At 57.2% G+C, this 12,748-nt stretch carries 10 protein-coding genes; 6 read left to right on the top strand and 4 right to left on the bottom strand.

The genetic code is table 11. The annotated features are described in order from the left end of the window. Positions 1–86: 86 nt before the first annotated feature. Both dhaR and BV390_RS08215 read right to left on the bottom strand, forming a co-directional pair. On the bottom strand, positions 87–2,012 hold the full coding sequence (gene dhaR / locus BV390_RS08220; protein ID WP_032690655.1) for a dihydroxyacetone kinase operon transcriptional regulator DhaR: 1,926 nt from the start codon (positions 2,010–2,012) through the stop codon (positions 87–89). Positions 2,013–2,106: 94 nt separating this feature from the next. Next, positions 2,107–3,204 carry a glycerol dehydrogenase gene (locus tag BV390_RS08215; protein WP_032690654.1) on the bottom strand — a complete coding sequence of 366 codons (1,098 nt, stop codon included), beginning with the start codon at positions 3,202–3,204 and terminating at the stop codon, positions 2,107–2,109. A gap of 595 nt (positions 3,205–3,799) precedes the next feature. Between BV390_RS08215 and dhaK the strand changes: the two genes are divergently transcribed. The 4 genes from dhaK to BV390_RS08190 all read left to right on the top strand — a co-directional run bounded on the left by dhaK (position 3,800) and on the right by BV390_RS08190 (position 8,688). Next, positions 3,800–4,870 (top strand): dihydroxyacetone kinase subunit DhaK, encoded by a 1,071-nt coding sequence (gene dhaK, locus BV390_RS08205; protein ID WP_085396797.1) that lies wholly within the window; start codon positions 3,800–3,802, stop codon positions 4,868–4,870. Between the two features lie 10 nt (positions 4,871–4,880). Then, complete coding sequence (gene dhaL / locus BV390_RS08200; protein WP_032690652.1) at positions 4,881–5,513, top strand: dihydroxyacetone kinase subunit DhaL; 633 nt, start codon at positions 4,881–4,883, stop codon at positions 5,511–5,513. A 10-nt stretch (positions 5,514–5,523) separates the two neighbouring features. Beyond that, positions 5,524–6,945: a dihydroxyacetone kinase phosphoryl donor subunit DhaM gene (gene dhaM, locus BV390_RS08195; protein WP_085396795.1), complete on the top strand. Its 1,422-nt coding sequence runs from the start codon at positions 5,524–5,526 to the stop codon at positions 6,943–6,945. Positions 6,946–7,035: 90 nt separating this feature from the next. After that, positions 7,036–8,688, top strand: coding sequence for a glycerone kinase (locus BV390_RS08190; protein WP_064385157.1), 1,653 nt, complete (start codon positions 7,036–7,038; stop codon positions 8,686–8,688). A gap of 111 nt (positions 8,689–8,799) precedes the next feature. Here the strand turns inward: BV390_RS08190 and BV390_RS08185 are convergent, their stop codons facing one another. Then, positions 8,800–9,573, bottom strand: coding sequence for a siderophore-interacting protein (locus BV390_RS08185; protein WP_046853431.1), 774 nt, complete (start codon positions 9,571–9,573; stop codon positions 8,800–8,802). Positions 9,574–9,810: 237 nt separating this feature from the next. On the opposite strand from BV390_RS08185, the gene BV390_RS08180 reads away from it, so the two are divergent. Next, entirely contained in the window at positions 9,811–10,374 is a 564-nt protein-coding gene (locus tag BV390_RS08180) for a PadR family transcriptional regulator (RefSeq protein ID WP_032690648.1), read from the top strand. Positions 10,375–10,639: 265 nt separating this feature from the next. Continuing rightward, the gene (gene ygjG, locus BV390_RS08170) at positions 10,640–12,019 is read left to right on the top strand and encodes a putrescine aminotransferase (RefSeq protein WP_168185411.1); all 1,380 of its coding nucleotides are present in this window, start codon (positions 10,640–10,642) and stop codon (positions 12,017–12,019) included. A gap of 133 nt (positions 12,020–12,152) precedes the next feature. On the opposite strand, the gene BV390_RS08165 is transcribed toward ygjG, so the two are convergent. Further along, positions 12,153–12,632 carry an Hcp family type VI secretion system effector gene (locus BV390_RS08165; protein WP_032690646.1) on the bottom strand — a complete coding sequence of 160 codons (480 nt, stop codon included), beginning with the start codon at positions 12,630–12,632 and terminating at the stop codon, positions 12,153–12,155. Between the last annotated feature and the right edge of the window lie 116 nt (positions 12,633–12,748).

Here is a 12,748-nt window from a genome sequence, read left to right as displayed (position 1 = left end):
GGTGACCAACAGCAAATCCCCGCTTAGATCGGGAAAAAACAGCAATTGCGCCCGCCAAATTGCGGAGAGCGCAGGAAAGCAGCAAACTAGTCGTGGTTTTTACGCTTGAACTGGCTGGCGTCGATATCGTACTGCTTCATTTTGCGCCACAGCGTCGTGCGCCCGATATTGAGCAGATGGGACATCTCCTGCACCCGGCCGCTGGTGACGCGGGCGGCATGGATAATGGCCTCTTTTTCAATGGCGCTGAAGGTCAGGCTGGCGGGTAACAGGGGCGAGGCGGTATCGCCGCCCGGCCGCTCGGAGAAGAGATATTCCGGCAAATTGCTCAGGCGGATATGGCCGTTATCGCTACTGATGGCGATATTTTCAATAATGCTGTTTAACTCAAAATCATTGCCCGGCCAGGAGTAGTTCACCAGCTGCGCCAGGGCATCGTCGTCCACTTTCAGGCGTGATGAAAAGCGTTTCTCCAGGCTACGCAGGCGGTTGTGCACCAGCGAGGGAATGCTGTTGCGCCGCGACCTCAGCGGCGGAATGACGATCTCAAACGAGTGCAGCGCGTAATAGAGCTGGCGACTAAAGCGGTTCTGCTCCACCAGATTAGCCAGATCAACGGTGGTGGTGGCAATCACCTTAACGTCCACCGGGATCAGGCGCCGGGCATCGAGTCGGGTTAATACCCCTTGCTTAATCACCTGCAGCAGCGCGGACTGCAGCTCCGGCGCCAGGTACTCTATTTTTTCCAGAAACAGAGTGCCGCCGCTGGCCAGCTCCAGGCGGCTCAGACGCCCGTTTTCGTCATCGGTGGGCGCGCTGCCCATAAAATCCTGCCCCAGCACGCTGTCGGCATACAGCTGACAGTTGACGGCAATATAAGGGCCGCCCGCCCGTTCGCTTTCATTATGAATGGCCTGGGCGACCAGCTCCTTACCCACCCCTTCTTCCCCACAGAGCAGGACCGGAAAACCGCCCCGCGCCGCCTGACGGCCAAAATGAATCAGCCGTCGCGTTTCCGGATCGTCCGAGGACATCTGCGCAAACGTGTGGCTCACTTTCCCTAACTGGCTGGTCATCAGCTGGCGCATCTGCTCTACCGGGTGCAGCAGTAAAATAAAGCTGTTGCCCTGCTCTTCGACGATGGGCTTGAGGGTAATCACGGCATCGATAAACTGATGCTGGCTCTCAAACGTCACTTCCGCATGGTTCAGCGCGCGCGCGTGCTTAATGGCCCGGCGCAGCAGCGCCGGCAGCGTCACCAGTTCATTAATATTTTTCCCCTGGCTGGTCTGGGCATCAAGATGTAAGAGCGTCGCGGCCTGCACATTAAGAAACTGCAATACCCCCTGCTCATTCCACGCCATCACGCCGTCATCCATACTCTCCAACAGGCCATACATCTGGTTGAGATGGCGGTTAGATTCGGCCAGCAGGCTGTCGGTCAACAGCGAGTTGCCCACTTCCCGGGCGATAGCCAGCGTCAGAGACAAATCAGAGGAGGCCTGCTGTTCTATCAAACAGCACAGCGAGATGGAGCCAAACAGGCGACCGTGGTTATCAAACACCGGCGTGGAGCTAAATGACCACCCGTGCAGCGCCTGTTTAAAGTGCTGCTCACCGGTAGTTTTCACCGGTTGCCCCAGCATCGAGGCCAGCGAGAGCGCGCAGCTGCCGATAATGCTTTCCGCGCAGTAGCTGCCGTCAAGAAAACCGAGTTCGGCGAGCTGCGCCAGCGTCTGCGGATCGCCGCAGCGACTGAGAATACAGGCGGACTCATCGAGGATAAACAACGCGCAGGGTCGGCTATCCATAAACTCCCAGGCATCTTCCAGCGCGGCCTGGCCGATGGTCAGCAGCGCGGTTTTACGTCGGCAGATCGATTCGAAGGTCAGCCCCTGCGCCTGATGCGGCGCCTGCCAGGTCTCCCTTGGCATAAACCGGCTGCAACGCTGCCATGACTGACTGATAACGGAAGATACTGTTTTTCCGGAGTCCTGAGTCTGCGCCGCCATTTCCTTTTCCGCTGTTTAAAATAGATAACCCCTCCGGCAGAGACTGTCGGAGGGGAGAATACGCTTCACCCTGCAAAAGCAGGTCAGCGAGACGTTAACGCGCCAGCCACTGCTGACCGAGCAAATCGGCCGTCAGGATCGCGGCGTAAACGCTGTCTGCCGTCACCGGGAATGGCATGTTATGGATCGTTTCACCTTCCGCGCAGGTCGCTTGCGCTACCGCCTGAATTTTCCCTTCAATGCCCTCTTTGACGCCCATTTGCGCCAGGGTCACCGGCAGACCGACTTTCTGGCAGAAGCCCAGCACCGTTTCAATCTCTTCCATCGGGCTGTTTTGCAGCACCAGCTGCGCCAGGGTGCCAAACGCCACTTTTTCGCCGTGGTACAGATGATGGCACTCTTCCAGAATAGTGAAGCCGTTATGAATGGCGTGCGCCGCGGCAAGCCCGCTGCTTTCAAAGCCAATTCCGCTGAGGTAGGTATTGGCTTCGACAATGCGCTCCAGCGCATCCGTCACTACGCCAGCCTGCGCTGCCAGGCGCGCTTTTTCGCCTTCGGCGAGCAGCGTATCATAGCACAGGCGGGCCAGGCTCAACGCCGCCGCCGTGGACTGTCCGCCGGCCATACTGGTCGCTCTGGCATCAAAGCAGGCCTTCGCTTCAAACCAGGTCGAGAGCGCATCGCCCATCCCGGCCACCAGCAGGCGCACCGGCGCTTTGGCAATAATTGCCGTATCCATCACCACCATATCCGGGTTTTTCGGATAGATCAGATACTCTTCAAACTCACCGGCTTCGGTGTAGATAACCGACAGCGCGCTGGTTGGCGCATCGGTAGAGGCAATCGTCGGGATCACCACCACCGGCAGCTTCTGGTAGAAGCCAATGGCTTTAGCGGTATCGAGCGTCTTCCCGCCGCCAATCCCTACCACGCCGCGGCAGCCGTGCTGCTGCAGAATGGCAATCAGACGGTTGATCTCCGCGTGGCTGCATTCACCGTTAAAACGGGCCGCGTGGCAGCTTAAACCGTGGTTATGCAAACCATTGAGTACTTTGTCCCCCGCCAGCTTCATCACGAAGTCATCGGCAATCACAAAAAAACTGTCCGCCAGATTTTTGGCATACTGACCAAAAAGCGTGGATGCGTCAGGACCCTGAAGATATTTGGCCGGAGATTGAATAACTTTTAGCATTCCTTTCACCCTCAAATAAGTGCATGTTTTACATGATGAGCCCTGGCGTCATCCTGTTCAGCCTGCGGTTGATGGCAGAAACGGGATCGTGGCCGGAGCGATGCAAACACTGTAGGGCGAGCGGTGAACAAAAAAATTTTTCCCGTTTTTGTTCTGATATGAAACAGAGAATATTTTTTACCGTTCCATATTGGAACATCAATTGCCGTAAAACTCCGGGATTGCGATCCCGATCCGTCCATTCGCCGTCATGCTACAAAAAAAAACGGATAATCTGCCAACACTGTTGCCCCCGACAGCAGAAAACAAATCAAAAAAGGATCCGCCGCCCCGGCTACCGCAGAAGAACGCAGGGCGAAAAAACAGCCTTAGCTCGCATTTTTCTCTTTTCATCGGCGATAACGTTTCATAACGGAACAAAAATAAATAACCACGTTCCGTTATGAAACTCGTTTTCGCGACATTTTTTTTTCCGTTAACTCAGCCAGAATCATAACGTCGCCGGGTCGTTCTTCACGCCAGACGATACCCCTACACGATGACCGCCTCCGCGGGTAGAGAGGCCGCATCGCATCACTCCGACGGAGCATAAATAATGAAAAAATTGATTAACCGTGTCGAAGATGTACTGAGTGAACAACTGCTTGGCCTCGCCAGAGCCCATCCTGAATTGACGCTGCATCAGGACCCGGTGTATGTCACCCGCGCCGATGCGCCGGTTGCCGGGAAAGTGGCGCTGCTCTCCGGCGGCGGCAGCGGACACGAGCCGATGCACTGCGGCTATATTGGCAAAGGTATGCTTGCCGGCGCCTGTCCGGGCGAGATTTTCACCTCCCCGACCCCGGATAAAATGTTCGAGTGCGCGATGAATATCGACGGCGGCGAAGGCGTGCTGCTGATCATCAAAAACTACACCGGGGATATCCTCAATTTCGAAACCGCCACCGAACTGCTGCACGAAAGCGGCGTTAAGGTGACCACCGTCGTCATCGATGACGACGTGGCGGTCAAAGACAGCCTCTACACCGCCGGACGCCGCGGCGTCGCCAACACCGTCCTGATTGAGAAGCTGGTCGGCGCGGCCGCCGAACGCGGCGATTCGCTGGAAGCCTGCGCTGAGCTGGGCCGCAAGCTTAACAACCTCGGCCACTCCATCGGTGTGGCGCTAGGCGCCTGTACCGTGCCGGCCGCCGGACAGCCATCGTTTGAATTACAGGATAATGAGATGGAGTTCGGCGTCGGGATCCACGGCGAGCCGGGTATCAACCGTCGCCCCTTCAGCTCTCTTGACCGCACCGTTGATGAGATGTTCGACACCCTGCTGGAGAACGGCACCTACAGCCGCACGCTGCGTCAGTGGGATACCGTCAAAGGAAGCTGGCAGGACGTCACGCAAAGCAAACAGGCGCTACAGAAGGGCGACCGCGTCATCGCGCTGGTCAATAACCTTGGCGCCACCCCGCTGTCGGAACTGTACGGCGTATACAACCGCCTGGCCACGCGCTGCGAGGAGAGTGGCATCACCATCGAGCGCAACCTCATCGGCAGCTACTGCACCTCGCTGGATATGGTGGGTTTCTCCCTCACGCTACTGAAAGTCGATGACGACACGCTGGCGTTATGGGACGCCCCCGTTCATACCCCGGCGCTGAACTGGGGCCATTAAGGAGCACGACATGTCACTGAACAGAACGCAAATCGTTAACTGGCTCTATCGCTGCGGCGACATTTTTACCAAAGAGAAAGATTTTCTGACCGGCCTGGATAAGGAGATTGGCGATGCCGACCACGGTCTGAATATGTATCGCGGCTTCAGCAAGGTGGTGGAAAAACTGCCGTCCATTGCCGATAAAGATATCGGTTTTATTCTTAAGAACACCGGAATGACGCTGCTCTCCAACGTCGGCGGTGCCAGCGGCCCGCTGTTCGGCACCTTCTTTATTCGCGCAGCCCAAGTGACACAGGCTCACCAGAGTCTGACCCTCGAAGAGCTGTACCAGATGATGCGCGAAGGGGCGGACGGCGTGGTCAACCGGGGGAAAGCGGAACCCGGTGATAAAACCATGTGCGACGTCTGGCTACCGGTCGTCGAGTCACTGCGCCAGTCCAGCGAACAGCACCTGTCGGTTCAGCACGCGCTGGATGCAGCCGCGACACAAGCAGAGGAAGCCGCCCGCTCTACCATCACCATGCAGGCCCGCAAAGGCCGCGCCAGCTACCTCGGCGAACGCAGCATCGGGCACCAGGATCCGGGCGCAACCTCGGTGATGTTCATGATTCAGGAGCTGGCTGCCGCAGCCAAAGAGTAAGGATAACGCGATGGTAAACCTGGTGATTGTTTCTCATAGCGCCCGACTGGGCGAAGGTGTCGGAGAACTGGCCCGGCAGATGTTAACTGGCGACGGCTGTAAGCTGGCGATCGCCGCCGGCATTGACGATCCTGAAAACCCGATCGGCACCGATCCCATTAAGGTGATGGAGGCCATTGAATCCGTCGCCGATACCGACCACGTGCTGGTGATGATGGATATCGGCAGCGCCCTGCTCAGCGCGGAAACCGCGTTGGATCTCCTCGATCCGGCGATCGCGGCGAAGGTTCGCCTGTGCGCCGCGCCGCTGGTCGAAGGCACTCTGGCGGCAACGGTCAGCGCCGCCGCCGGATCGGATATCGATAAAGTGATCGCCGACGCCATGAACGCCCTGGAAGCTAAGCGCGTACAGCTGGGGTTACCATCGCTCGCACAGAACGGCCCCGAGGCCACGCCGCTGGCCGACGATCTGAGCGGCGAGTCCGTCTCCGTGGTCATTAAAAACCATAACGGCTTACACGTTCGTCCGGCATCGCGGCTGGTGGCCGCGTTATCCGGATTCAATGCCGATCTGGTGCTGGAGAAAGGCGGCAAATGCGTCTCACCGGACAGCATTAACCAGATTGCCCTGTTGCAGGTACGCTGCAACGATACATTAAGGCTGCTGGCCCGCGGGCCAGATGCCGAAGCGGCGCTGGCGGCATTTCAGGCGCTGGCGGCGGAGAACTTTGGCGAGCAGCCGGACGCCGCGCCAGCGCTCTTTGCCCCGACCGCCGCGCGCGTTCAGGGCAAAGCGCTCCGCTATCCGCTGCCTGCCCCCCGGCCAGTCCAACAAACCGGCGCCGACATCGCCAACGAACAGCGGCGCCTGCAGCAGGCGATCGGCCAGACGCTGGACGATCTCAATGCGCTGACCACTCTGGCGGAAGAGCGCTATTCTGCCGATATCGCGGCCATTTTCTCCGGCCACCACACGCTGCTCGACGACCCGGATCTCTATGAAGCCGCCTGCGATATCCTGCGCCAGGAACAATGCAATGCGGAGTGGGCGTGGTATCAGGTGTTGGCCGATCTCAGCCAGCAGTACCGCCAGTTGAACGATGCCTATCTGCAGGCGCGCTATATTGATATCGACGATCTGCTTCACCGGACTTTGCGCCATCTGCAAGGCAGCAGCGAAGAGCCGCTGGCGGTGCATGAGCCGACGATTATCATCGCCGACGATCTCTTTCCTTCCACTGTCTTGCAGCTGGATCCTCGCCTGGTCAAAGGGATTTGTCTGCGGGAAGGGAGCGAGGCATCCCATGGCGCGATCATCGCCCGTCAGGCCGGGATCGTCTGCCTGTGTCAGCAGGGAGACGCTCTGCAGCAGATAGGCGATGGTGAATCCCTTACCCTGGATGTCGCCGGAAAACGCGTTATCCGCACGTAGCTGTCCATTTGTCACTCTCTGTACGCCATTCTTCACGCCGGAGGCTCCGCCTCCGGGGATTCTGTTTTCGCTCAACCACCAGGAACCGTTATGTCTCAATTCTTTTTTAATCAGCGCACCCGCCTCGTCGACGATGTTATTGAAGGAACGATCGTTGCCAGCCCGTGGAACAACCTGGCGCGTCTGGAGAGCGACCCGGCGATTCGCGTGGTCGTTCGTCGCGATCTCAACAAAAGCAATGTCGCCGTCATCTCCGGCGGCGGCTCCGGCCATGAGCCGGCCCACGTCGGGTTTATCGGCAAAGGGATGCTCACCGCCGCGGTGTGCGGCGATATTTTTGCTTCCCCGAGCGTGGATGCGGTGCTGACCGCCATTCAGGCGGTGACCGGCGAAGCGGGCTGTCTGCTGATTGTCAAAAACTATACCGGCGATCGCCTTAACTTTGGTCTCGCCGCAGAGAAAGCACGTCGCCTGGGTTACAACGTCGAAATGCTGATTGTCGGCGACGATATTTCGTTGCCGGATAACAAGCATCCGCGCGGGATTGCCGGGACTATCCTGGTGCATAAAGTGGCCGGTTATTTTGCCGAACGTGGCTACAATCTTGCCACCGTGCTGCGCGAAGCCCGATATGCGGCGGACAAGACCCGCACGCTGGGCCTCGCGCTCTCCAGTTGTCATCTGCCGCAGGAGGCTGAAACGGCGCCACGCCACCATCCCGACCGGGCAGAACTGGGCATGGGCATCCATGGCGAACCCGGCGCCTCGGTCATCGCCACTCAGAACAGCGCGCAGATTGTCCGCCTGATGGTGGAGAAACTGACCGCCGCCCTGCCGCAAACCGGCCGCCTGGCGGTGATGCTTAACAACCTCGGCGGCGTGTCGGTGGCGGAAATGGCGATTCTGACCCGTGAGCTGGCCGACACGCCGCTCCATCAGCGGATCGACTGGCTGATTGGCCCGGCGTCGCTGGTGACGGCGCTGGATATGAAAGGTTTCTCGATAACCGCCATCGTACTGGAGGAGAGCATTGAAAAGGCGCTGCTTTCCGCTGTGGAAACAGCCAGCTGGCAGGCGCCGGTACAGCCGCGGGCCATCGAGGTGATGCCCTCTTCGCTGCGTAGCACCCGCGTGGCGTTCCAGCCTTCGGACAATCACGACGTGGCGGGCTATGTCGGGCGGATAACCAGTACCCTGTCTGATCTGGAGACGCACCTGAATGCGCTGGATGCCAAAGTCGGCGATGGCGATACCGGCTCCACCTTTGCCGCAGGCGCGCGCGATATTGCCGACCTGCTGCGGCGCCAGCAGCTGCCGCTGGGCGATCTCGCGACCCTGTTCGCCCTGATCGGTGAACGTCTGACCGTGGTGATGGGGGGTTCCAGCGGCGTGCTGATGTCGATCTTCTTTACCGCCGCCGGGCAGAAGCTGGAACAAGGCGCCGGCGTCGCGGAAGCGTTAAACGCCGGTCTGGTGCAAATGAAGTTTTACGGCGGGGCGGATGAGGGCGATCGCACGATGATTGATGCGCTACAGCCGGCGCTGGCGTCGCTGCTTGTCGCACCGATGGATTTACAGGCGGCATTTGCCGCGGCGGAAGCGGGCGCCGAACGCACCTGCCACGCCAGCAAAGCTAACGCCGGGCGCGCGTCGTACCTTAACAGCGACAGCCTGCTGGGCAATATGGATCCGGGCGCCCACGCGGTAGCGCAGGTCTTCAAAACGCTGGCGGAACACCGCTAAGGCTGCGCCCTCAGCAGCGGAATATCCCGGCGACGCGACGCTGAGCCGGGCGAGAGAACGGAATAGCCGCTATCCCGGGCAACGTGCTGACGCCGTAGCCCGGGAATCAGGCTATTTACTGTGCCAGTAGGCCTGGGAACGCACCAGCTGAGGGTCAATTTGGTCATTTTCAAACCGCCCGAGCAGCGATTTCACCACCGCGCCTTCACCGGTCACCCAGATAAAATAATCTTCCGCGGGCACGCTCACCTGCGCCAGACGTTCAGCCACGACCGATGAATGATGGCCGACGATCCACTCAATATTAAAGCCCTGCAAATCTGCCAGATAATCTTTATACGATGCGTCGCCGATCGTCACCAGCGCCGTAACCTGCGGGCGCACGGGCAGGCGGCTGAGGCCCAGCAGACGGCGGCGTAGCGCAGGCATACCGGATTCATCGCAGACATACAGCTGCCAGGCATAATCCTCCGGCACCACCAGCGAACCGCGCGGACCACCAATCACCAGCTTATCGCCGACGTTTGCCGCCAGCGCCCAGCTGCTGGCGATACCGCCGTCGTGGATGAAGAAGTCATAGGCCAGTTCATGACGTTCGGCATCATACAGCGGCGTGTAGTCTCGGGTTGCCGGACGGACGCCGTCGCCCCAGTTAATGCCCTCTTCCGTCACCTGCGGCGGCGTAAACGCGGCGCCGGCTTCCGGGAAAAAGAGTTTGGTATGGTCGTCAAAACCCTGGGAGACAAAACCTTCCAGCGCCTCTCCGCCCAGCACAATGCGCTGGAAGGCGGCGCCGACGCGCTCAACGCGCAGCACGGTTAACTCGCGAAAACGCAGCTCATTGCGAACGCGTTTCGGGTACTGAGGTTCTTTCGTTTTTATCATTGTCATTCGCCTTCGTGAGATTTATAGATATATCTAAACTTTACCCAAATGATAATGATTGCCATTAAAAAAGAATGCAAGTTTTTTTTGATATAGCCGTCGCAAAAAGCAATAAAGTACAAACAACAAAATAAAATCATTTAAAATCAATAAATTATTAAAATATTGAGATTCATGCTTGCTAAGAATTATTTTTTAGATATAAATTAGACATATCAAAACATACAGGAGCAAACTATGCGACATCATCATGAAGAAGGTCGTGGGCCACGTGGCCACCACGGTGAACACAGCGAACGCGGGGAGCATGGCCGCCGGGGTGGCGGCGGTGGCGGACGCCGTCAGCGTTTCTTTGGCCACGGCGAACTGCGTCTGGTGATCCTCGACATCCTCACCCGCAACGCCAGCCACGGCTACGAGTTGATTAAAGAGATAGAAAACCTGACCCAGGGCAACTACAGCCCAAGTCCGGGCGTGATCTATCCCACCCTCGATCTCCTTCAGGATCAGGGTCTTATCAGCGTCGAAGAGGAAAATGGCCGCAAAAAAATCGCCATAACCGCAGAGGGCAGCCTTCTGCATGCCGAGAATCAGGAACAGCTCGGCCATATTCAGGAACGTTTGCAGGCCCGTATGGTCGGCTGTGAACTGCGGAAAAACCCGCAAATGAAGCGGGCGCTGGAGAACTTTAAAGCCGTTCTGGATTTAAAAGTTAATCAGCAGGCCATTAGCGAGACTCAGTTGAAACAGATTGTCGCCGTCATTGACCGCGCGGCCATGGAGATTTCCCAGCTCGATTAATCTCTTCGGGGGGATGCCAGTCCCCCCTCTGCCCCCATATTGGGCAATCTGCACCACCAGGCGGCACGCGGTGGAATGCCTCCAGACGGGTAGCGTCCCCCGCTCAGGAGTAAAACATGCCAAAAATATCGCCGTGAGATTAAATTTCGTTCAAATGCGCTTTCGCGCTGCGTTTATCCCGATTTTCAGCTGCCGTGCCGAAGTGGCGTAATCCCTGCAATACTTAATGCAGTATCATGTGATACGCCCGTCCCAGGAGCTCACTTTGAACAGGTTACCTTCCAGCGCATCGGCTCTGGCCTGCAGCGCACACGCACTGAATCTCATTGAGAAGCGAACGCTTGATCATGAGGAGATGAAAGCACTTAACCAGGAGGTCAGGGAATATTTTAAAGAGCATGTGAATCCCGGTTTTTTAGAGTACCGAAAATCGGTTACCGCTGGCGGGGATTACGGAGCCGTAGAGTGGCAAGCGGGAGGGTTAAATACGCTTGTCGACACTCAGGGACAAGAGTTTGTCGATTGCCTGGGTGGCTTTGGAATTTTTAATGTAGGGCACCGTAATCCAGTTGTGATTTCCGCCGTCGAGCATCAGCTCGCTAAACAACCTCTTCATAGTCAGGAACTGCTTGACCCGCTGCGGGCCATGCTGGCAAAAACGCTGGCCGCGTTAACCCCCGGCAAGCTGAAATACAGCTTCTTCTGTAACAGCGGTACAGAGTCGGTCGAAGCGGCGCTGAAGCTCGCTAAAGCCTACCAGTCGCCGCGCGGTAAATTTACGTTTGTGGCCACCAGCGGCGCTTTCCATGGTAAGTCGCTGGGCGCGCTATCGGCCACCGCGAAATCGACATTCCGTAAGCCTTTTATGCCGCTACTCCCAGGGTTCCATCACGTGCCGTTCGGCGATATCAACGCGATGCGTACGCTGCTGAGCGAGTGTAAAAAAACCGGTGATGATGTCGCGGCGGTGATCCTTGAGCCGATCCAGGGTGAAGGGGGCGTGATCCTGCCGCCGCAGGGCTACCTGCCTGCGGTGCGTAAGCTGTGCGATGAGTTTGGCGCGCTGCTGATCCTCGACGAAGTGCAAACCGGTATGGGGCGCACCGGCAAAATGTTTGCCTGCGAGCACGAAAACGTTCAGCCGGACATTCTGTGCCTCGCCAAAGCGCTCGGCGGCGGCGTGATGCCAATTGGCGCAACGGTGGCGACCGAAGAGGTGTTCTCGGTGCTGTTCGACAACCCGTTCCTGCACACCACCACCTTCGGCGGTAATCCGCTGGCCTGTGCCGCGGCGCTGGCCACGATCAACGTCCTGCTGACGCAGAATCTGCCGGCCCAGGCAGAGCAGAAAGGTGAGCTGTTGCTGAACGGCTTCCATCAACTGTCCCGCGAATACCCGGATCTGGTGAATGAAGTTCGCGGTAAAGGGATGCTGATGGCGATTGAGTTCGTGGATAACGAAATCGGCTACAACTTCGCCAGCGAGATGTTCCGCCAGCGGGTGCTGGTGGCCGGAACGTTGAATAATGCCAAAACCATTCGTATTGAACCGCCGCTGACGCTGACGATTGAGCAGTGTGAACAGGTCATCAAAGCGGCGAGTAAAGCGCTGGCAGCCCTGCGGGTATCTGTGGAGCAAGCCTGAAGATAGTCAACAAAAGCCCGGCGAAAACGATGTTCGCCGGGCTTTTTTACGCCTGCCATTCCGTCATACCGGCCAGACCAATGCCGTACTGCCCGACTTTCACCTTCATGTCATATGCCGTTTGCCTATACGGTTAATATGTCGCACGCTCATTCCATGAGTCTGTATAGACAATATTGCCATCGCAATGCTTCCAGGTAATTTTTTCATAGCGCATAAGCACCGTTTCAAGATGCGTTCCGGTATCTGCCCCTGGGTATAAATCCGGCGTGATTGATGTCAGCTTTACATTTTCAAGAATAATATTGAAGTACTCCTGCTCTAACCCGGCCTCAATAATCTGATACAGTTTGAACATCGCAGATTGCAAAGTTCTCCCGGTACTTAACGCCCGGTAAAGCATGGGAGTGACACGGTCAAATTCCTTCTGAAACATAATCGGCATATGAATACGCGTGCCGGTCAACTTTCCGGTATTGCCGTCAATCGGAATATTGACGTTATGGGTAAACGATTTCAGCTCGATAGCCCCTTCACGACCTGATACCAGCGACGGACCGACCATCGGTGAACCATTTTCATCCGTTAACCATAAATAGGCTGGATTAGACATAAAAATCCTTTTCGTAGAAATTATTTATCGTACTTATCGAATCGTTCCGTAAATTTAGGCAATATAATGATCAGTACTATCATTGAAAAAATGGTTAAAGCAAACCAGTAAGTCGG

It is taken from the genome of Klebsiella sp. YJ, assembly GCF_002108615.1.
In the GTDB taxonomy this organism is placed as follows: Bacteria; Pseudomonadota; Gammaproteobacteria; order Enterobacterales; family Enterobacteriaceae; genus Klebsiella; species Klebsiella planticola.
Note: the sequence above shows the minus strand (reverse complement) of the source record. Positions and strands in the feature narration are given on the sequence as shown.